Origin of the sequence: Alishewanella jeotgali KCTC 22429 (genome assembly GCF_000245735.1) — a bacterium.
GTDB classification, from domain to species: domain Bacteria; phylum Pseudomonadota; class Gammaproteobacteria; order Enterobacterales; family Alteromonadaceae; genus Alishewanella; species Alishewanella jeotgali.
The window spans coordinates 44162-64805 of record NZ_AHTH01000045.1 but is presented as its reverse complement, the minus strand read 5'-3'; the positions used below and the strand labels follow the sequence as shown (position 1 = coordinate 64805).

At 51.0% G+C, this 20644-nt stretch carries 16 protein-coding genes; 6 read left to right on the top strand and 10 right to left on the bottom strand.

What is annotated here, in order from left to right:
* The first annotated feature begins 96 nt into the window (after positions 1–96).
* A complete protein-coding gene (dbpA, locus tag AJE_RS13270; protein ID WP_008951289.1) occupies positions 97–1482 on the top strand; it encodes an ATP-dependent RNA helicase DbpA in 1386 nt (461 codons plus the stop codon).
* A gap of 5 nt (positions 1483–1487) precedes the next feature.
* Here the strand turns inward: dbpA and arfB are convergent, their stop codons facing one another.
* The 3 genes from arfB to yaaA form a co-directional block, all read right to left on the bottom strand.
* The gene (arfB, locus tag AJE_RS13265) at positions 1488–1904 is read right to left on the bottom strand and encodes an alternative ribosome rescue aminoacyl-tRNA hydrolase ArfB (RefSeq protein WP_008951288.1); all 417 of its coding nucleotides are present in this window, start codon (positions 1902–1904) and stop codon (positions 1488–1490) included.
* Between the two features lie 6 nt (positions 1905–1910).
* Positions 1911–3209, bottom strand: a complete 1299-nt coding sequence (locus AJE_RS13260) for an inosine/guanosine kinase (RefSeq protein WP_008951287.1) — start codon at positions 3207–3209, stop codon at positions 1911–1913.
* 173 nt (positions 3210–3382) lie between these two features.
* Positions 3383–4159 (bottom strand): peroxide stress protein YaaA, encoded by a 777-nt coding sequence (yaaA, locus tag AJE_RS13255; protein ID WP_008951286.1) that lies wholly within the window; start codon positions 4157–4159, stop codon positions 3383–3385.
* 409 nt (positions 4160–4568) lie between these two features.
* On the opposite strand from yaaA, the gene tal reads away from it, so the two are divergent.
* The 3 genes from tal to AJE_RS18270 all read left to right on the top strand — a co-directional run bounded on the left by tal (position 4569) and on the right by AJE_RS18270 (position 7481).
* Complete coding sequence (tal, locus tag AJE_RS13250) at positions 4569–5519, top strand: transaldolase (protein ID WP_008607222.1); 951 nt, start codon at positions 4569–4571, stop codon at positions 5517–5519.
* A 12-nt stretch (positions 5520–5531) separates the two neighbouring features.
* Positions 5532–7154 (top strand): glucose-6-phosphate isomerase, encoded by a 1623-nt coding sequence (gene pgi / locus AJE_RS13245; protein ID WP_008951285.1) that lies wholly within the window; start codon positions 5532–5534, stop codon positions 7152–7154.
* 153 nt (positions 7155–7307) lie between these two features.
* Positions 7308–7481, top strand: coding sequence for a DUF3545 family protein (locus AJE_RS18270; protein WP_008607219.1), 174 nt, complete (start codon positions 7308–7310; stop codon positions 7479–7481).
* An 80-nt stretch (positions 7482–7561) separates the two neighbouring features.
* On the opposite strand, the gene ung is transcribed toward AJE_RS18270, so the two are convergent.
* The 5 genes from ung to AJE_RS13215 form a co-directional block, all read right to left on the bottom strand.
* Positions 7562–8224, bottom strand: coding sequence for a uracil-DNA glycosylase (gene ung, locus AJE_RS13240; RefSeq protein WP_008951284.1), 663 nt, complete (start codon positions 8222–8224; stop codon positions 7562–7564).
* Positions 8224–9507 (bottom strand): threonine synthase, encoded by a 1284-nt coding sequence (gene thrC / locus AJE_RS13235; protein WP_008951283.1) that lies wholly within the window; start codon positions 9505–9507, stop codon positions 8224–8226. The genes ung and thrC overlap by 1 nt, the downstream gene beginning before the upstream one ends.
* 5 nt (positions 9508–9512) lie before the next feature.
* Positions 9513–10466 carry a homoserine kinase gene (gene thrB / locus AJE_RS13230; RefSeq protein WP_008951282.1) on the bottom strand — a complete coding sequence of 318 codons (954 nt, stop codon included), beginning with the start codon at positions 10464–10466 and terminating at the stop codon, positions 9513–9515.
* Between the two features lie 3 nt (positions 10467–10469).
* Positions 10470–12926 (bottom strand): bifunctional aspartate kinase/homoserine dehydrogenase I, encoded by a 2457-nt coding sequence (thrA, locus tag AJE_RS13225; RefSeq protein WP_008951281.1) that lies wholly within the window; start codon positions 12924–12926, stop codon positions 10470–10472.
* Between the two features lie 395 nt (positions 12927–13321).
* Positions 13322–14239: a sensor domain-containing diguanylate cyclase gene (locus tag AJE_RS13215; protein WP_008951280.1), complete on the bottom strand. Its 918-nt coding sequence runs from the start codon at positions 14237–14239 to the stop codon at positions 13322–13324.
* Between the two features lie 138 nt (positions 14240–14377).
* Here AJE_RS13215 and AJE_RS13210 point away from each other — a divergent pair, with 138 nt between their 5' ends.
* Both AJE_RS13210 and AJE_RS13205 read left to right on the top strand, forming a co-directional pair.
* Entirely contained in the window at positions 14378–16126 is a 1749-nt protein-coding gene (locus AJE_RS13210) for a sensor histidine kinase (RefSeq protein WP_008951279.1), read from the top strand.
* 45 nt (positions 16127–16171) lie between these two features.
* A complete protein-coding gene (locus AJE_RS13205; RefSeq protein ID WP_008951278.1) occupies positions 16172–17074 on the top strand; it encodes a recombination-associated protein RdgC in 903 nt (300 codons plus the stop codon).
* Here AJE_RS13205 and AJE_RS13200 read toward each other — a convergent pair.
* Positions 17071–17910, bottom strand: a complete 840-nt coding sequence (locus AJE_RS13200; protein ID WP_008951277.1) for an HDOD domain-containing protein — start codon at positions 17908–17910, stop codon at positions 17071–17073. The genes AJE_RS13205 and AJE_RS13200 overlap by 4 nt on opposite strands.
* A 40-nt stretch (positions 17911–17950) precedes the next feature.
* The gene (locus AJE_RS13195) at positions 17951–20593 is read right to left on the bottom strand and encodes an ATP-binding protein (RefSeq protein WP_008951276.1); all 2643 of its coding nucleotides are present in this window, start codon (positions 20591–20593) and stop codon (positions 17951–17953) included.
* Positions 20594–20644: the final 51 nt, after the last annotated feature.

The following is a 20644-nucleotide window of genomic DNA, read 5'->3' as shown; positions in this document are numbered from 1 at the left end:
CCATTTGTGCTCTGTAATTTGTGCTCTATAATTTGTGTTATAGTGCGCTGCTGTACGCAGACACCGGGTCAGCGTAACCTTAGCTGAGTAATACCTGTGATTGAGTGCCGCCCCTTTTCCGATTTCGCCCTATCCCCAGCCTTATTAAAAACCCTGCAAGAGCTTAACTTTGCCCAGGCAACGGCGGTACAAAGCGCCAGCTTACCGGCCATCCTGGCGGGTAAAGATGTGTTTGCCCAAGCGGCGACCGGCTCAGGTAAAACGGCAGCCTTTGCGCTGGGTTTACTCAGTAAACTGAATGTCGGCCGGTTTCGCATTCAAAGTCTGGTGCTGTGTCCAACCCGCGAGCTGGCCGAACAGGTGGCCAGCGAAATCCGTCTGCTGGCGCGCGGTATTCACAATATTAAGGTGCTGACATTGTGTGGCGGCGTGCCAGCCAAAGGCCAGATCCTGTCATTGGAACATGGTGCCCATATTATCGTGGGTACGCCGGGACGGGTGCTTGATCATTTGCAGCAACAGCGGCTGGACCTTGCCGAAGTTTCACAACTGGTACTGGATGAAGCGGATCGCATGCTGGAAATGGGCTTTGCCACTGAACTGGAGCAAATTCTGGCGGCACTGCCACAAACCAAACAACAGCTGCTGTTCAGTGCGACCTTTGCGCCGGAGGTAAAAAAACTGGCGCAGGCGCAGCTAGATCAGCCCGAGGTGATCATTATCGATAGCCCGGCGCAGGCAGCACGCATTGCACAACAATTTTATCTGCTGGAGCAACATAGCCGCAGTGAAGCGGTTAAACGCTTATTACTGGCGCTGCAGCCCGATAGCTGCGTGATCTTTGCCAATACCCGCAAAGAAGTACAGCAGCTGTATAGTGAATTACAGCAACAGGGCTTTAGTGTCGCCGCCCTGCATGGCGATCTGGAGCAACGCGAGCGCGAACAGCAACTGCTGCAATTTGCTAATGGCAGTTTGCAGCTGTTAGTGGCGACCGATGTCGCCGCCCGCGGTCTGGATATCGAAAAGTTGGATCTGGTGATCAATTATCAGCTGGCGCATGATGTCGAAACCCATACTCACCGTATCGGCCGTACCGGTCGTGCCGGTAGCGAAGGTTTAGCCTGCTCGCTGTATACCGTCGACGACAGCCACAAATTGGCCGCGCTGGAGCAAGCCTTTGCCATTGAAATTGAACCGCTGCCGTTACCTGTCGCCAATAGCAATCAGCCGCGGCAGCCGGCCATGGTGACACTGGAAATTGATGGCGGTAAAAAACAAAAATTACGCCCGGCGGATATTGTCGGCGCCCTGACCCGCGATAACAAACTGGCGTTTGCCGAAATTGGTAAAATTCAGCTGCAGGATTTCCGGGCCTATGTCGCGGTCAGCCGCAATGCCTATAAAGCCGCGTTACAACAGCTGAATCACAGTAAGATGAAAGGCCGCAGCTTTCGTGCCTGGTTATTAACTGTAGTGTAGCAGGCTTAGTCAAAACGCTTTTGCTGGCGTAACGCCTTGGTTTGCCCTTGCTGCTTTTTGCTTTGCAGCCGCTTTTGCTGGCTGCTGTAGCTGGGCTTAGTCGCCAGCCGTTTTTTCTGCGTTTTAGTGGCACTTTGCAACAGTGCCAGCAGCTGTGCCAGCGCCAGTTCACGGTTTTGCTCCTGACTGCGGCTCTGCTGACATTTAATCGTAATCTTACCGCTTTGGCTGATGCGATGATCGGCAAGCTTTAACAAGCGCTGCTGCAGCCAATCTGGCAAACCAGACTGGCGAATATCCAGCTGCAACAGCACCGCCGTCGACACCTTATTGACATGCTGACCACCCGGGCCAGAAGCGCGGACAAACTGCCAACTTAGCAGTTCTTCGTCAAGATAAATATCAGCCGTGATCGCTAGCACGGCGGCTTAACGCTCCCAGTAGGCTTCTTCCAGGCTGTCTTCGCGCTCTGGCAAGCCTTTAGACAACCTGGGGGCATTTTGCACCAGGATCTCATAACTGACCCGGTTGGCATATTTACACAGCTGGGCAAACGACGAATAGGCCAGATAAGGCAACTCATGCTTGCTCGACAGCGGCTGTACCTGCTTATGATAGCTGTTAGCTGCCATATCGTGCAGGATGGCCGACAAGGCGCCATCTCCGGCACCATTGGTATTCTTAATCCGCTCCGGCCCGCCCAGGTAAGGGTCAATATGCGAATAGACTTTCAGCGGCTGCTGGCAATGCCGGCGCAGCATTGGCCGGCTAAATTCAAAGCGGTTAAAATCGGCCAGGCTGGCAGACTTAATCGGATTTGAACTCTCGCGTTTAGTGCGCTCGTCAGTATAGCCACACAGATACAAGCCCTCTGCCCCGGCGGTGATCAACACCATATCGGTAATTTCCAGTGCCGCCTCGGCTGCCAGCAGCGGATCGCGGAACCCGGTCAGGGCTTCGGCTTCCTGCTCGTTCATCGCCAGCACATTGACGTAATCATGAATGGTTTGCAGGATCTGGGCGCGGTTTTCTTCTACCAGATGGCGGGTACCCAGGCTCATCACCACCGGCACCTGATGGGCTTTGGCATCGGCCAGCGCCTTTAACATCGCCTGCTGGATCGGTTGACCTGTTGCCCGAAGCGGATAAGCGCTGACCACAAAGGCCGCCGCACCGGCAATAATGGGGGTCGGAATATAGTCCGGCGCCAGCTGATCCATATCACTGGGGTCAATCACAAAGGTGCGCTCGCCATCCGGCGTGATCATGGTAATACCACGCCCGATATCACCCGCCACCCCTTGCAGATGATTCATATCGACTTTCGAGCTGGTATGACACACATAATGATAAGCAGGCGAACCCAGTGCAATATTGGCCGACATCACGCCCAGCAATACCGATTTATCATCCGCCAGCACCGAGTAATTATGGATCGTATTGCCGATGGTGCCGCCGGCAAAATGATCGGAGATAGCGTTATTGACCACCAGCTCATGATAAATCCGGTTCGCTTTGTCATGCTCAACCAGGTTCGATAAACCTTTAGGGATATCATATTTGGCCAGAAACTCATCGCTAACACTGGCAACCACATCAACAATGGTTTGATCTAAACCGACAATATAGGTATCCAACGCCGGACGCACATCCAGACTGGGTAATTGCGGTTTGGGCTGAGAGACCGGAAAGTAATGCTTGATTTTACGCAGACCGGGAAATTTCATTAGCTGACGCTCGGTGACAAACAAAGCGCTATTTTAGCGAAAAAAACGCCGCAACGCGCGGCGAATTTTAGCTAAGTGACAACTTAATGGCGACTGAGTCGCGAATAGTTGAGAATAGTCGCGAATAATTGCGAATAGTAGCGAATAGTGACGAAAAGTAGCGCTATCAGCCGTTATTGCGGCAGATCACGCAAAAACACCGGCTTATCAGGGCGGGAATGTTCAGCACTGTAGTAATAGCCAGCCAGATTAAAGCCCTGGATACCCTCCAGAGCCGTTAGCCGCTGCTGAATAACATAACGGGCCATTAAACCGCGGGCTTTCTTGGCGTAAAAGCTGATGATCTTGTACTGACCATTTTTCAGATCTTTAAACTCCGGGCTAATCACCCGCGCCTGCAGGGCTTTGGTATCGACCGCCTTAAAATATTCCTGCGACGCCAGATTTAACACCGTGTCGGTATTCAGCGCGGCCAGCTCGCTATTCAGATGGGCGGTTAAGCGGCTTTTCCAGAACGCATACAAATCTTTACCAGCCGGATTCGCCAGGCTGGTGCCCATTTCCAAGCGATAGGCCTGCATCAGATCCAGTGGCCTGAGCACGCCATAGAGGCCGCTTAAGATCCGCAGTTGCTGCTGCGCAAAGCTCAGATCGGCCGCAGATAAGCTCGCTGCGTCCAGTCCCTGATACACATCGCCGTTAAACATAAAGAGCGCGGCTTTAGCATTGTCAGGGGTAAAAGGCGGTTGCCACTGGGCAAAACGAGCGGCATTTAAGCCGGCCAGCTTGTCACTGATATGCATCAGCGAGCTTAAATCAGCCGGCGTCAGGGTTTTACAAATCGCGGCCAGCGCTGTGGCCTCGGCTAACAGCGCTGGCTGAGTCACCGCTAAGGGTGTGGCAGACGGAGTCAGGTCGAGATCTTTAGCCGGTGATACCAGCAACAACATAAGCGGGGCTCCTTTTCTTTAAAAACAGAGGTCAGAAAATCAGATATGCCAAAATCAAACGTTAACAGGCGCTGGCATTGGCGATCGGCAAGCCGTCAGATAAAACCGCGATTCAGCCAGCCTAACAACTGACTAACCTTAATACTGGCGCGGCAGCCCTTGCAGATCACGCAGGGCGCCATTATGCTTGTTCCAGGCGCGAATGCAAAGGATCCTGCCGCGAACTGCCGCCTGAGCGCGGCCGCTTGTCATCTTTTGTTCAGCCGGTCGACCTATACTGCAGGTCGACCGGCTAACACTCCGCTTATCGGCTGAACTTAGTACGATATTTGTTGTTTTATTACTACACTTTTAGCCGTTTAGCCGTATAATCAGTCTCAATTAACCAACAAAATGGTAAGTGAATAACATGAAAGATTTATTAACTCAGTTAAAAGCGGTCACCACCGTGGTGGTTGACAGTGGCGACCTGAATGCCATCGAGCAATTCCGGCCAGTGGATGCCACCACTAACCCGTCTTTGTTGTTAAATGCCAGCCAGTTAGATTTTGCTAAACCGATGCTGACTGCGGCTATCGCTTACGCCAAAACACAAAGTCAGGACCCGGCGCAGCAACTGGCCTTAGCCAGTGATAAATTCGCCGTCGATGTCGGCACCGCCATCAGTAAGCTGGTGCCGGGCCGGGTGTCTACTGAAGTCGACGCCCGTTTATCCTTTGATACTGCCGCCACTATCGCCAAGGCGCGCCAGTTGGTGGCCCTGTATCAACAAAATGGTATTGGCACCGACCGGATCCTGATCAAAATCGCCTCGACCTGGGAAGGCATTCAGGCCGCCAAAGTACTGGAGCAGGAAGGTATTCAGTGTAACCTGACCTTACTGTTCCATCTGGCACAGGCGCGGGCTTGCGCCGAGGCCGGCGTCTATCTGATTTCGCCCTTTGTTGGCCGGATCCTGGACTGGTACAAAGCCAATACCAAGCAAGACTATACCGCCGAGACCGATCCGGGTGTGTTGTCGGTACGCGAAATCTATCAGTTCTTTAAACAGCATGGCTACAGTACTATTGTGATGGGCGCTAGTTTCCGCAATATTGGCGAAGTATTAGCACTGGCCGGTTGCGATCGCCTGACGATCAGCCCGGCACTGCTGGATGAACTGAGCCAGCAACAGGGCGAGCTGGCAGTGAAACTGCAAGATCAAGGCGTCACGTCGGCCAAACCGGCGGCGTTAACCGAACAACAGTTCCGCTGGGCACTGAATGAAGATGCGATGGCGACCGAAAAACTGGCAGACGGGATCCGTAAATTTGCCATTGACCAGCGTAAGCTGGAAAGCCTGATCCAAAGCCAGCTGTAACGGGAGCACCGCATGACTGCCAGTTTAACTGCCTTATTAAAGCCATTGGCCGAGCGGCAACAGCCGCTGCGTCAGTTATTTGCTGCTGAGCCAAATCGCGCTGCGCGTTTTAGTGCCAAAGCTTGTGGTATCACGCTGGATTTCTCCAAAAATCTGTTGGACGACAGCAGCTGGCAAACCCTGCAGCAACTGGCCGCCCAAAGCAGCATCCGCCAGCTGTGTCAGCAAATGCAAGCCGGTGCCGCTATCAATAATACCGAGCAGCGTGCGGTCTGGCATACGCGGCTGCGGCAGCAAGATTTGCAAGACCTGCGGCTAAATGGCGAGGATATCGGTGCGGCGATTAGCGCCTGTCGCGCACAAATGGCGACACTAATCGACCAGCTCCACCAAGGGACTTACCTTGGTTATAGCGGCAAGCCAATTACCGATCTGATTTGGGTCGGCATTGGTGGCTCGCTGCTGGGCCCGCAAATGGCGGTGGAAGCCCTGACGCCCTATCATTGTAGTCCGGTGCGACTGCACTTTGCCGGCAATATCGATGGCGCTATTGTCAGCGATCTGACCAAACAACTGCAGCCTGAGACGACACTGGTGGTGGTTGCTTCAAAATCCTTTGGCACCGAAGAAACCAAACAAAATGCGTTAGCGCTGCGCGCCTGGTTTAGTGCTCAGGGCGCAGACAAAGCCGCTATCGCGCGACACTTCTGGGCCACCTCTGCCAATGTACAGGCGGCCGCCGAATTTGGCATTGTGCCACAGCATATCCTGCCGATGTGGGACTGGGTGGGTGGCCGTTATTCCCTCTGGTCAGCGATTGGCTTACCGGTTGCGCTGATGATTGGTAATGACGGTTTTAATCAGCTGTTAGCCGGTGCCGCCGCCATGGACCAACATTTCTTTAACGCGCCCTTTAGCGAAAACCTGCCAGTGATCCTGGCATTACTGGGCATCTGGTATATCAACGGTTTCGGCTGTCAGGCGCAGGCGCTGCTGCCTTATAGTCATTATCTGCGTTTACTGCCGTCTTATGTGCAACAACTGGATATGGAAAGTAATGGCAAGGCGGTCGATCGCCGCGGCCAGCCATTGAGCGATGTCACCGCCCCGGTGATCTGGGGTGATGCCGGCACCAATGGCCAGCATGCTTATCATCAGTTATTGCATCAAAGCCAGCTGAAAATCCCAGCCGACTTCCTGCTACCGCTAAAGGTCGCGCATCCGCTACAGGACCATCACCAGCGGCTGGCCGCGCATTGCTTTGCGCAAACCCAGGCGCTGATGCAGGGTAAGACCGAGCAGGAAGCTTATCAGGAATGTCTGGCACAGGGCATGACGGCGCAGGCGGCAGCAGAATTAGCCCCGCATAAGGCGTCACCTGGTAATAAACCCAGTAATACTTTATTACTGGATGAGTTATCACCCTATCATCTGGGCGCCTTGATCGCACTCTATGAACATAAGGTGTTCTGTCAGGGTGCGATCTGGCAACTGAATAGCTTTGACCAATGGGGCGTTGAGCTGGGCAAGCAGCTTTCTACACCTATTTATCAAGCACTTAAGGCGCAGGGTGACGCTCAGTTCGACAGTTCAACAGCGCAGTTGATTGCCCTGTTCCGCCAACAAAACCGCTAAACCCTGTTTAGCATCAGCAAGGCTGCCCGCGGGCAGCCTTTATTTTTTGCGCCGTCATCGTACTGTCACTTTTTAGTTTTATTTTTACACAAAGTGTGGTAGAAACTTGTTGAAAATAACAACAAGAAACAACAATCAGATGAGGCCGTAATTATGGAAAGCTTCGAAGACTTACTGAACATGTTGGAACGTCCGGCGGCGAAAACCCGCACCGTTAAGCGCAAATGGCGGGAAATTGAGGAATTGAAAGAACGCCAAAGGCTCAAAAAAGAGCTTTGTGACATTGATTGGACCATTGAACCGGAACTGATTGATATCGAATTATAAACAAAAGGGCCTGCAGTTAACTGCAGGCCCTTTTCGTTGTTCATTTTCGTTATCTGTTAAATCAGCTAAGACACGGTCAGTTAAAGCACTGAGTGCCAGTTAACCGGCGTTTTGCCGGCGGCGCGCAGCAGGCTGTTAGTCTGTAAAAAATGACCACAGCCCAGAAAGCCGCGATGTGCGGACAACGGCGATGGATGGGGTGCCTGCAGAATATGATGCCGGCTGGCGTCAATTAGCCGCGCTTTCTTCTGCGCATGAGAGCCCCAGAGTAAAAACACCAATTGCTCGCAGTGCTGGCTGATCTGTCGGATCACCTGATCAGTAAATTGCTCCCAGCCCAGGGCGCGATGCGAGTTCGGCTCATTTGCCACCACCGTCAACACGGTATTCAGCAATAACACGCCCTGCTCGGCCCAGCTTTGCAGGTAGCCATGTGACGGCACTTGAAAGTCTGCATATTCCAGCGCCAGCTCCTTGTAGATATTCAGCAACGAAGGCGGCACCCGTACACCCGGCCTGACCGAAAACGCGAGTCCATGCGCTTGGTTCGGGCCATGATAAGGATCCTGCCCCAGCACCACCACCTTCAGCTCAGATAACGGCGTCAGCTTAAACGCATTAAAGATTTCACTGTCCGGCGGATAGATCACCTGGCCGCCGGCGCGTGCCTGCTGGATCGCCGTCAGCGTTTGCTGAAAGTAGGGTTGTTGCTTTTCACTGCCAAGAAGGTCCTGCCATTGCATCAGCGATTATCCAGTTGTCGTAATACCTGCTCCAGGGTGGCAAAATCGGCCGGAATATCGCGGCTATAACTTTGCTCAGCGGCACATTTTGCCAAAGCCGCCGGTAAAGCGATAGGTGTTCCTAAAATATTCTCTACCTGCTCTTTAAACTTAGCCGGATGCGCTGTACCAAGGAAGATCCCCACCTCACCCGGCTGCAAGCTGCGTTTTAACGCCTTATAGGCAACAGCCGCATGCGGCTCACTCAGATAGCCCTCTTGCGCCAGTAAGCGCATACCAAGCTGGGTGTCATCTTCATCGACCTTAACCGCCTCGATATCAGTCCGGCTCACTACCCCCTGCGCCAACAGCGCTTCTACTCTGGGCCAGTTATTCGGTGCACTGACGTCCATCGCATTCGATAAGGTGGCAATGGTTTTGTTGGGTTGCCACTGGCCGCTCTGCCAGTAACGCGGCACGGTATCATTCAGATTCGTCGCAGCGACCATCCGCTTAATCGGCAGCCCCAGCGCCTTGGCAATCAGACCTGCGGTCAGGTTGCCAAAGTTACCGCTGGGTACCGCTATCACCGCTTGTGAGCGCTGGTCGGCCGGCAGTTGGGCAATAGCCTCAAAGTAATAACAGATTTGCGCAAATAAACGACTGATATTAATCGAGTTGGCCGAGTTAATATTGTAGGTTTTTACCAGCTCCTGCTGATCAAAAACTTGCTTAACCAGCGCCTGACACTGGTCAAAGTCACCATCCACCGCCAGCGTGGTGATATTCTGCCCCAGGGTGGTAAACAGCTTTTCCTGCAGCAGACTGATCTTGCCTTTCGGATACAGGATCACCACCTCTACCCCTGGCTGCTGATAAAAGGCATGTGCCACAGCCGCACCGGTATCGCCGGAGGTGGCCGTGACAATAGTGGTTTTGCGCCCGCCCTGGGCTTTGGCCAGCGCCTGCGCCATAAAGCGGCCGCCAAAGTCTTTAAACGCCAGCGTCGGGCCATGAAACAGTTCCAGGCAAAACGTCTGCGCCGTAACGGGTACCAATGGTGCGGCAAAGGTAAAAGCGGCACTCACCATCTGAGCGACTTCAGCCTCGGTTAGCTCATCGCCAATCAAGGCAGATAAAATTTTGGTACTGCGTGCTACCAGCGGTAAAGCGAGTAAAGCGTCAATATCCAGCTTTGGCCAGCTGGTCGGGAAAAATAAGCCTTGTTGCTGGCCCAGGCCCTGTCGTACTGCCTGTAAAAAACTAACCTGTTCGGTTGGGACTTTTAAATTCGTTAACATCATCTTTATTACTCCGCGAGCGCTCTGGCGCCCTGTGGCGCTAACCGGCAGATGGCAGTCAGCGCGTCCTGATTCTTGGCATAATGGGTATTAAGGTAGGCTGCTGTGGTGGCGGCCTGCGCATCATCCCGGCAAAGTGCAAATACGGTCGGGCCGGCACCGGAAATCCCCAGGTGCAGCACCCCTTGCTCACTTAAGGCGGTACGCAAGGGCAATAATTCCGGCATCAGACTTTGCCTGGCCGGTTCTGCCACCCGATCCTGCAACGCCGCTGCCGCATCCTGCTCATCGCCGGCGTAGAGCGCACTGACAAAGCGGCTGAGCATACCGGCAAAGGCGATACTGTCGGTTAAACTTAACTGCTGTGGCAAGACAGCGCGTGCGGCCTTGGTCGAGAGTACTGTCCCCGGATAACAGAGCACCACCCGCCAATGCTCGAACCAGGGCAAGCTGCGGCAAATTTGCGCACTATCCGGTAACATCAACTGTAAGCCACCATAATAAGATGGCGCCACATTATCATAATGCACACTGCCACTGACCCCGCCCTCAGCCACCGCCATTAACTGTAGCAGTTCACTCTGGCTAAACGGCTGACCGAAATAGTCATTAAAGGCATAAAAAGCCACGACGATTGAACAGGCGCTGGAGCCTAAACCACTGCCGACCGGCAGCTGTTTATTAAGCTGCAAGCGCAGCCGGGGCAAGGGTTTACCCAGTGCCTGTTCAAAAGCATAAAAGGCTTTAAACACCAGATTATCTTCGGTTGCCGCCGGTAGCTGATGCACGTAGCGGCCACTTAGCTGCAAACTGAGCTCTGCCGCCTCACCCAGGATCAGCAGCTCATCACCGAGCAGGCTGCCGTCTACCGGTTCAAAGGCGGCGCCCAGCAAGTCAAAACCGACGCTGAGATTGCCGGTCGAGGCCGGCGCATAATAACGCTTAGTTGAATGTGATTGCATAGACTATACCTGCTGCTGCCAGCTCAGGGTGCGCAGAATATCGCTAAAGACCCCGGCAGAAGTGACAGCAGCACCGGCACCATAACCACGCAGCACAAAGGGGATCGGCTGATAATAGCGGCTTAGGATCGACAGCGCATTCTCACCGTCTTTTACTTTGGCCAGCGGATGATCAGCCGCCAGCGCTTTAATCGCGACCTTACATTTGCCATCGCGGATCTCGCCGATATAACGCAGCACCTTACCCTCAGCTTTGGCAGCAGCCAGCCGCTCAGCAAAGGCCTGGTCTAACTGCGGCAGCTGCGCCATAAAGTCTTCGACGTTGGCGCCGGCAGCAAAACCAGCCGGCAACACCGAGTCCACTTCGACCTCGCTCAGATCCAGCATTAAACCGGCTTCGCGCGCCATAATCAGCAGCTTGCGTGCCACATCCATGCCAGATAAGTCGTCGCGCGGATCAGGCTCTGTAAAGCCCATAGCGCGGGCTTTGGCGGTCACCACCGACAGCGGCACTCCGGCTTCCAACTCGCCAAAGATATAGGATAAGGAGCCGGATAGAATACCTTCAAAGGCCAGCAACTGATCGCCGGCATTTAGCAGCCCTTGCAGGGTATCGATTACCGGTAAACCAGCACCGACAGTAGTTTCATACAAAAAGCGCCGCCGTTGCTGCTGGGCAACAGCACGCAAGCGATGGTAATACTCCAGGCTGCTGGTATTGGCTTTTTTGTTTGGCGTAACGACATGGAAGCCGGCTGCCAGAAAATCTGCATACTGGTCCGCGACTGCCTGGGCACTGGTGCAATCGACCAGTACCGGATTGGTTAAATGCTGTTCCTGTACAAAGCGGTTTAACTCCGCCAGCGAAAACTGTGCATTGGCCTCTGCCAATGCCGGCTGCCAGTTTTTCAGATCCACACCGTCTTTCGCCAATAACAGCTGCTTACTATTGGCAATGCCATATACGGTAAGCTTAACCTGGCGCTGCTGTAAAAAGGCTTGTTGCCGTTCGATCTGGGCCAGTAATTCACTGCCGACCACCCCGCAACCAACCAGAAACACATCAATGCTGGGGATATGGCTGAAGAAGTTCTCATGGCAGACCTTAACCGCATTCTGACAGCTGCGCTGCTCGACTACCGCAGAGATCGAGCGCTCACTGCTATCCTGCGCAATGGCTACTACGTTCACCCGCGCCTGCGCCAGCGAAGCGAAGAACTTCGCAGCCACACCTCTGTGCTGCCGCATGCCATCGCCGACCAGGCTGACAATCGCCATATCGGATTGGATGGCTAATGGCCGTAGCAGTTTGTTTTGCAATTCTAATTCGAACTCAGCTTCCAGCGCCTTTTTCGCCGCCACCAGATGCAGCTGCGGCACACAGAAGCTGATGCTAAATTCCGACGAGGACTGGGTAATTAAGCTTACTGAAATCTGTGCGCGCGCCATGGCGGCAAATACCCGGCTGGCCATGCCCACCACGCCCTTTAAACCCGGGCCAGATACCGTAATCAGCGCCAGATGCTCGAGGCTGGAAATGCCCTTCACCAGCGCTTCACCATCACCTTCCACATCGATACAGGTGCCCGGCGCACTGGGGTTAAGGGTATTTTTGATATAACAGGGAATTTGCACCCGTGCCAGCGGGCCGATCGTTTTCGGATGCAGCACCTTAGCACCGAAATAGGATAACTCCATCGCCTCATCATAAGACAGACGATCGATTAAGCGGGTTTGTTTCACCTGCCGTGGATCGGCACTGTAGACGCCATCGACATCGGTCCAGATCTCACAGGCACTGGCTTTGATCGCCGCAGCAATGACGGCGGCGGAATAATCCGAACCATTGCGCCCTAGTAAGGCCGTCTCGCCCTGGGCGTTACTGGAAACAAAGCCTGCCATCACATAGATACTGGCAGGTGTCGCCGCCATAGCAGCATCAATCACCGTTGCTGTCGCCGCCACATCGGCAGTGGCATTTAAAAAATCACCCTGACTTTTCACCAGCTTTACCGAGTCCAGCGCCTGCACATCCGCACCTTGCCCCTCTAATAAGGCCGTCATCAGTGCCACGCTGAACTGCTCCCCCAGACCGAGGATCTGCGCTTTAATATGATCCGGGCAAAACTTTAATAAACTCATGCCCTGTAACTGCCAGCCTAGCTGCTGGATCTGGCTGTTGATCAGCGCCTGCACCTGCTGCCGGCGTGCCTCACTGACGCCCGGCACCGCGGCTAACAGTTGCTGGTAGCGCTGCTGAAGCTGGCTTAGCGGTGACTGAAAGTCTGCTCCCAGATAGGCCAGATCGGTTAATTCGACCAGCGTATTGGTTACCCCCTGCGGGGCCGATAACACCAGACAGACTTGTTCTGTTGTTGCCTGCTGCAACACAATTTGCGCCACTTCAGAAAATCTGGCCACCGACGCCAGCGATGACCCGCCAAATTTTAGCACCCTCATAATTTCTCCTCGCGCATCCAAGTCTTTAGTCGTTTTGTTATCGCAGACCTTTGTTAGTCAACCGGCTGTCACGCTATGTTGCGTGATCAACGCCGGTTCACCTGGGCCAAGTGGCCAAAAAAAAGGCCCGGAACCTTTGAGGTCACGGGCCTTTTTACAGACAGCACACCGCCGACCTCCTACCCCGCGGGGTTGGTGGTGGTAATAATGGTGGTGAGTACTGCTGCTTTTATATTCATAGACTACACTATGCACAGACTTTTAGACGTCTGTCAAACCTTTTCTGAGTTCCACAGCGGGCAATAGTCCCTGAGCACAATAAAGCTCAAGAAAGAGCTCTCGCCAAGGCTTTAACCCGGGCGAGATAACGCCGCCAAACTTAACTGGAACCAGCGCTATCCACGCCAAAAGCTGGTTTGGTTTTTCCCCATACATTTAGCTTGATACAGAGCTTGTTCAGCTTGTTGTAACAAGGTATCAGCTGCAATTGCCGGTGCAAGCGCACTGATACCGCAACTAATACTTAGCTTGGCCTGCAATGAGGCTTCTGAACCACTTAGCTGCGCAACATAATTTTTTATCCGGCTTGCCACTTCCAGGGCACCAGCCAACTCCGTATCCGGTAGTAAAATAGCAAATTCCGCACCCGCCAGCCGAGCCAATAAATCGTTGTCACGTAGCAGCTCGCTGCATTGCTGGGCCAGGCTACGTAGCACTTTGTCACCAAGCTGATGCCCGTATTGATCGTTCAATGCTTTAAAACGCTCGAGTTCAAACAATAACACGGCTAAGGGGCGTTGATAACGCTCCGCCCGAGCCAGCTCAAGCTGCAATTGATACAACCAAAATTGCCGATTCGGTAATTCGGTCAGCGGATCGAAACGTGCCTGCTGTTTTAACTGCTGGTTGCTAAGTAGCAACTGGGCATGATGGCGCGCGGCTTCTGTGGCATCCTGCAACCAGATAGCCAAAACATGACCTTCCGCCGTATCCAGAGGAATTAAACTTACATTCTGTGCCATTGCCCCAGCGTCTGGCACACTTTGCCTGGGAAACTTTAGTAGATACAGGCGTTGCTGCCAGCTTAAATGTTGTGCTCGTTGCTGCTGTAATACTTCGCTAGCTTTACGACAAAACCAGTCTTGTGGCACTTCGGGAAACAGCTGGAACAGTACCCGACCAATTAGGCTCTGTTCCGACAAGCCACTGTGTTGACAGATAAAATCGTTAACATAGGTCAGTTTGAAGTGACGATCTAACAGCATCACCCCACCGGGTAGCTGTTGGATTAATTGCTGAGCAAACATTTTCATCTAAACCTGGTATCCTGCAGTAGCAAAAGTTGTTTTTATTATCACATTCTGAAAATAGTTATTTTAAACAACAACCATATTCGTTATCGTACACTTAGTCGATCGCTTTTTGCTCAGGACGCTATGCAGAGTGATAACATGCCGCAAGTCAGCTTGTCGAAAAAGCTGCTAACCAAGGTTCTCTCGGTCTATTTCTTACTAACGTTGATTGTGACCCTCGGTCAAATCGCGGCAGAATACTATAATGCGAAGAACTTCATTAAGAACGAACTTTCCACACTGCAACAAACCTTTGCTGGTAGTTTAACCCGAGCTATTTGGGAGCTGAATACTCCGCAAACCTTAAATATTGCTGATGGTTTGTTGGCAATCCCTGCGATAGAGGGGGTTATAGTCCGCGATGACAACGGCACCATTATCACGCAATCAGGTCGTTATATTGATATTCAACAACGCTTTAGCAATCAACTGGTACAACAAGAACTTAGCCTGAGTGATCAGCAAAGTGGTATTTTCGGCTACACCTTTCCCCTGGTTTTTGAGTTCTCCGGCCGTACCAGCCAAGTTGGTGATGTTACCTTATTCTCCAGCCGTAAAGTGGTGATTGAGCGTATCGAAGTTGGATTATACTTTTTAGTAGGCAATGCCATTCTAAAAACCACTTTTTTAATTATTTTATTTCTGATTGCCTTTCGGAAATACTTGACAGAACCCTTGGCCGATTTAAGCCAGCAGATCGAAAGTTTAGATATAGAACAGCTGGATGGTTCGAAAATAAGGATTACCGCTGACGAAGGTGTTGAGCTCGCCGTAATGGCTAACGCCTATAATAAATTGATCGAGCGCCTACAAGATAACCAACAACAGCTAAAACAAACCCAGCAACAGCTGCTGCTCTCTAATAACAAACTCGATCAGCAGAATTTGTTATTAGAACAGGAAGTCGCACGTAAAACGTCTGGGCTTAGTCAGGCGATGATGGACTTACAGCAACAGAAGCAGGAACTATTAAAAAACAAGCAGGCGTTGCGGGAAGAGATTGAACAACGGCGGCAGACTGAACTGGATTTGCTAAAACAGCAAAAGGAACTGCAGGACACCATAGACAGCCTGAATCAAGCTCAGGATCGGCTGGTACAATCAGAGAAAATGGCTGCGCTCGGTGGTTTAGTTGCAGGTATTACCCATGAGGTTAATACACCGGTCGGCATTGGTGTCACCGCTACCAGCTTTTTGGCCGAACGGCTAAAGCAACTTGATACCGCCTTTTCGCAAAAGACGCTTACGCCAACCATGTTGCAGGAGTTTTTATCAGAAGCGACTCAGGGTACTGAGCTTTTGCAATCTAACTTAAGCCGGGCCTCAGAATTAATTGCCAGTTTTAAGCAAATTGCTGTCGATCAAACTAGCGAAGCAATCAGGACCATTAATCTGGCTGATTACCTGCGAGAAATTATCCGCTCCCTGCAACCACATTTTAAAAAGACCCAACATCAGATCGAGGTGAATTGCGCCGACAATATTATTCTGGACTGCCCCGCTGGTGCGATCTCGCAGATTTTCACAAATTTCTTAATGAACTCACTGCTGCATGGCTTTGAAGGTATGACTCAAGGTCAAATTCGTATTACCGTTATCGATGATGCTGATAATATCGAAATCCGCTACTCAGACAATGGTAAAGGCTTAGATGCGGAACAACTGGCTCAACTGTTCCATCCATTTTTCACCACCAAGCGCGATCAGGGGGGCAGCGGTCTGGGCACTCATATCGCCTATAATTTGGTGCGTCAAACCTTAGGGGGCAGTATTGAAGCAGACAGTAAACCCGGTGCTGGCTTGCATTACCACATTTGTTTTCCGAAAAAACTAAGATTGAACCGATAAGGCGAGGTATACTTCTGGCTTTGTTGTTATCGGAAAATCTGCGTTATGTGGTTTAAAAATGTTCGTGTTTATCGTCTAAGTGCCCCTTTGACTACCGATTTGGCTGCTCTGGAGCAAGCTTTTGCTGAGTTTAAATTTAGTCCTTGTAGTGGGCAGGAAGCTGTACGTACCGGCTTCAGTTATCCTTTGCATGCATCAATCAAGCAGTTTTGCCATCAGCAGCAGCAACGTTGGTTCTTTGCGATCAAACGCCAGGAAAAGGTGTTACCAGCAGCAGTCATTAACGAAGAGTTAGCTCCAAAGCTGGAGGCTGCAGAACAGGAAGCAGGCCGGACATTAAGCCGTAAAGAAAAACAAGCCTTAAAAGAGGATTTGATCCAGAGCTTATTGCCAAGAGCCTTTAGTCGCTCTACGCTGACGCATGGCTATTACGATGCAGAGCAGCAATGGCTGGTCATCAATACCGGCAGTGCCAGTAAGGCCGAAGACGTACTGGCGTTATTACGAAAAGCATTGGGGTCATTACCCGCTCTGCCCTGGCTGGATAACCATAAGCTGAATCAACATCTACAGCTTTGGCTACAACATCAGCAACTACCAGGACAATTTCAACCTGGTACCGAAGTTGAATTAAAAGCACCAGACGAAGAGGGTGCCAAGGTACGTTTTAGTAATCATTTACTAAGCACTGATGAAGTGCAAACCCATCTGGAAGATAAACTGGTCACGCGCATCAGCTTACAACAGCCTGATGGTTTTCGTCTAACTGTTACCGATGATGCCGGTATTAAACAGCTGCAGTATTCTGAACTTTTGCTGGAGCAAAACGATGAACTGGGCTGGGACGATCTCGCAGCCCGGCTGGATGCTGATTTATTACTAATGGCAGACAGCTTGAACCAGGCGCTGCAAGCCATTTACCAACAGGTGATGCGAGAGTCAGACTAAGTAAATAAGCTGCGAATATCCTGATACAGTTCAGTAAACTGGGGCTGTTTAGCGAATTGTGGTACGGCTATCAGTTGTTGCTCCAGATAGTGTTGTAGCAACTGCATTTCTGCTTCCGCAGACTTATAATAACCTCTGGCTATCGCAGCTAAGCGGATAAAATCGGTATATTCTGGTGGCTGGCTTGCCTTACATAGCCGCCAGTTTTTTGCGGCCGTTTGAAACTCTTCGTCAAACCCCCAGGCTTGTAACACCTTAATACTGATATAGGGCGCGACTTTCTCCGAGACATTATGTAAAAAAACAGGATGACCAAATACTTCAGGATGCCGCTCGGCTTCAGCAATCACGGCCAAAGCACCAATATTATGCACTAACCCACATAAGGTCATTTTATCAACACTAAATACCGTGGCCGGATGCTGTTGCTGATATAGCTTTAAGCATGCTGTCGAAATTGCGGCGACCTGAATATTCTCCCGCCAAAGTTTATCTAACTGTTGTTGCACCACCGGATATTTAGAAACAAACAACTGTTCCAACGCTAAAGCAGTAGCAACATGTTTGATCTGACTAAGACCGATCCGTGTCACGGCCTGCAGTAAAGTACTACATTTAATCGTTCGGCCTAAGAAGGCACTATTGGCGAGCTTGACTAACCTTGCCGCTAAAGCAGGATCCTGTGCTACTACCTCAGCCATGTTTGCCAGACTCGTATCGGGTAGCTCTGCTATACGTCGAATTTTTAATGCAATTTCAGGTAAGGTCGGTAACACCAAAGTATCAGCTTGAATTTTCTGGTCCAGTATCGTCAACAACGCTTGTTGGGCACTCATTTAATCTTCCTCTACCTGACGGGTATGATCACGATATAACTCAGCTCACCAGTTCCGCCCTTGTTAACACCAACTGCATCTGTTGCAAAATATTAGCAATTTTCGCAGCTATGGCATGTTGAGCAGCTTGCTCGAGCTGACCGGCCAGTTCGGTAAGTTCAGGATACCCCATACTTCCGGCGCTACCTTTTAAACTATGGGCAGCAAAACCTAACGCCTGCCAATTGCTTGCAGCAGCGAGCTGTTGTAGTTCCGCTAATAATTCAGGTAAACGTAACCTAAATTGTTGCATCAGCTGTTGCATAGCCGGGTCAGCCATCAGTTGTTCGGTAATGTCAGGCGAAGATTGTTGGAGCTGATCTTCCCAACGTTGTAACAGAGAGACAAATTCCCGCTGTTCAATTGGCTTGGCCAGGACAGCCTGGCAGCCAGCCAAGCGGTATCGCTCTGCATCCTCGGTCATCACATTAGCTGTCACAGCGATAATGGGGGTTTGAATACCGGCATGCCGAATCAAACGAGCAGCCTCCTCTCCGCCCATCACCGGCATCTGCATATCCATTAAAATTAGATCAAAATGCTCAACCAGCACACGCTCTACCGCCTGATGGCCGTTATTAACCAGGACATACTTGACGCCAATTTGCTGCAACATTAACTCTAACAATAACTGATTATCCGGATTATCTTCAGCGACCAGAACACGTATTTTTAAATCTGAATTTATTGTAATAGCGGCGGGCGCCGATATCGGTGACGAATGATAGTCATTAATTAAACGAGGGCTGGCAGCAACCGGAATAGACAACTCAAAACTGCTTCCGATCCCTTTAACGCTCTCTACCAGTATATCGCCATCCATTTGTTCCATTAGTTTTTTTGAGATACACAGACCTAGCCCGGTTCCGCCGAAATGCCGGGTTACTGTTGCATCAGCCTGCACAAATGGCTGAAATAGCCGCCTGATCTCATCCTCAGACATACCGATACCCGAGTCTTTAATTTTTATTGATAGCATTGCCCGTTGCGCATCGAAGCTCACACTCAATACAATTTTTCCTTTTCGGGTAAATTTGAGTGCATTACTGGTCAGATTCAATAAAACTTGCCTGAGCCTGAGACTGTCCAAATAGAGTTCTGCCGGAAGCGGAAAATGTAACTGCAGCTGACAATCCAAGCCTTTGACTTTAGCTTGCTCCTGAGTTTGCTGATAGATCTCATCTAACAGTGCAAGATAGTTGAAATGCTCAGGTTGTAGCTCTAGCTTTTCGGCTTCGATCTTTGATAAATCAAGAATATCATTGATTAAGTGCAGCAAGTGTTCACTACTGCGCAGCACCCGCTGTAAATAATCGGCTCGCTTATCTGCATTTTGTTCTTTTAAAGCCTGCTGACTAAATCCGACCACAGCTGTCAGTGGCGTTCGGATTTCATGACTCATATTCGCCAGAAATACACTTTTCAAGCGATTCGCCTGCTCTGCCAGTTCGCGGGCTACAATCAACTCCTGATTGGCCGCAGCCAGATCATCATTCGCTTGAGCTAATGCTTGCGTTCGATGTAACACCTTATCTTCCAGCTGCTGCTTATAGGCCTGCTCGCGCTCGCGATATACCCGCAACTGTCTTACCATCACGTTAAAGGCAGCAAACATCTCTCCCAGTTCATCTTGCTTGCGCGGTTCCAATACGATAGAGAGGTCGCCCTTGCCGACAGCCGTCTTGGCAAGAGTAAGTTGCTGCACTGGTTTTAAAACCTGTCGGATCAGCAATTGATATATCGCAGCGGGTACCAAAATCAGAATGGCCAATGTAAACAAAATAATTAAGACCGGCCTGTTAGCCTGCATCGCAGTTAGCTCAGCTTCATCTAAACCGTACACTAACTGATAACCGGCAGAGAGATTGCGACCTGCTAATAACTTCGGCTGCCCCAGTAGCAAAGTTGACACCAAGCGATCTTGCTCCAGACTTTGCTGAATAATACGATAATGGCTGGGTGTAAAAGCACTGCCGATCAGTGCCTGATTCGCGGCATAAGCAATTGTCGCAGTTCTATTAATAATGAGATTAACACTGTTGGGCGTGATAGGAGTATTTACGGCCGCGATAAAGGGAGTCGGCTCAGTAACGAGCAACAAGTAACCCCATAACTGGCGATTGGCATTCTGCTCATTAGTATAAATCTTACGGGCAAAAAAGAGTTGTAAGCCACTATTATCACCGTCATGGGCGACAAAGATGCTGTAATCATCAATCATACCCTGTAGCACCGAGAAATATTCATTTCTGAACCGGTCAGGCCGAGGTGGTGAGGACTGCATTGCAGGCACACTGATTTGTTCATCACCATTGAGTTTGAGCAAGCGGATCGCCCTAATATTGTGATCCTGGCTAAGAAACTTCTCAAAAATCGACTGCGCTGCGACTTGCTGCTCCGCGCTTTGACCTGTCAAAAACTCACTGAGTGTTCTGGAAGCACTCAATACTGACAGTCGGGTTTGGTGAAAATTTAAAAATTCATTCAACTGCTGCTGCTGTAACTGCAGTTGCTTAGAAACATGCTGATAAAGCAATTGTTGCTGCAAGGTGGTACTGAAGTGATAGGCCAAATAACCCAAGGCAGCGACAGGCAACACCAATAGCGGTAGCATATATACCAGTAGTGTGGCCTTGAGTTTCATCCGGCTTAAGCCTGCCCTAATTTAAGCTATTGCTACTAACAGCATACTCAG

Bases quoted from the DNA above. Each gene is read 5' to 3' on its own strand.
- thrB (WP_008951282.1), bottom strand. From the start codon at position 10,466: ATGCAATCACATTCAACTAAGCGTTATTATGCGCCGGCCTCGACCGGC.
- yaaA (WP_008951286.1), bottom strand. From the start codon at position 4,159: ATGTTGTTGCTGGTATCACCGGCTAAAGATCTCGACCTGACTCCGTCT.
- ung (WP_008951284.1), bottom strand. From the start codon at position 8,224: ATGCAATGGCAGGACCTTCTTGGCAGTGAAAAGCAACAACCCTACTTT.
- AJE_RS13200 (WP_008951277.1), bottom strand. From the start codon at position 17,910: ATGAGTGCCCAACAAGCGTTGTTGACGATACTGGACCAGAAAATTCAA.
- thrC (WP_008951283.1), bottom strand. From the start codon at position 9,507: ATGATGTTAACGAATTTAAAAGTCCCAACCGAACAGGTTAGTTTTTTA.
- tal (WP_008607222.1), top strand. From the start codon at position 4,569: ATGAAAGATTTATTAACTCAGTTAAAAGCGGTCACCACCGTGGTGGTT.
- AJE_RS18270 (WP_008607219.1), top strand. From the start codon at position 7,308: ATGGAAAGCTTCGAAGACTTACTGAACATGTTGGAACGTCCGGCGGCG.
- AJE_RS13195 (WP_008951276.1), bottom strand. From the start codon at position 20,593: ATGAAACTCAAGGCCACACTACTGGTATATATGCTACCGCTATTGGTG.
- AJE_RS13205 (WP_008951278.1), top strand. From the start codon at position 16,172: ATGTGGTTTAAAAATGTTCGTGTTTATCGTCTAAGTGCCCCTTTGACT.
- pgi (WP_008951285.1), top strand. From the start codon at position 5,532: ATGACTGCCAGTTTAACTGCCTTATTAAAGCCATTGGCCGAGCGGCAA.
- AJE_RS13215 (WP_008951280.1), bottom strand. From the start codon at position 14,239: ATGAAAATGTTTGCTCAGCAATTAATCCAACAGCTACCCGGTGGGGTG.
- AJE_RS13210 (WP_008951279.1), top strand. From the start codon at position 14,378: ATGCCGCAAGTCAGCTTGTCGAAAAAGCTGCTAACCAAGGTTCTCTCG.
- AJE_RS13260 (WP_008951287.1), bottom strand. From the start codon at position 3,209: ATGAAATTTCCCGGTCTGCGTAAAATCAAGCATTACTTTCCGGTCTCT.
- thrA (WP_008951281.1), bottom strand. From the start codon at position 12,926: ATGAGGGTGCTAAAATTTGGCGGGTCATCGCTGGCGTCGGTGGCCAGA.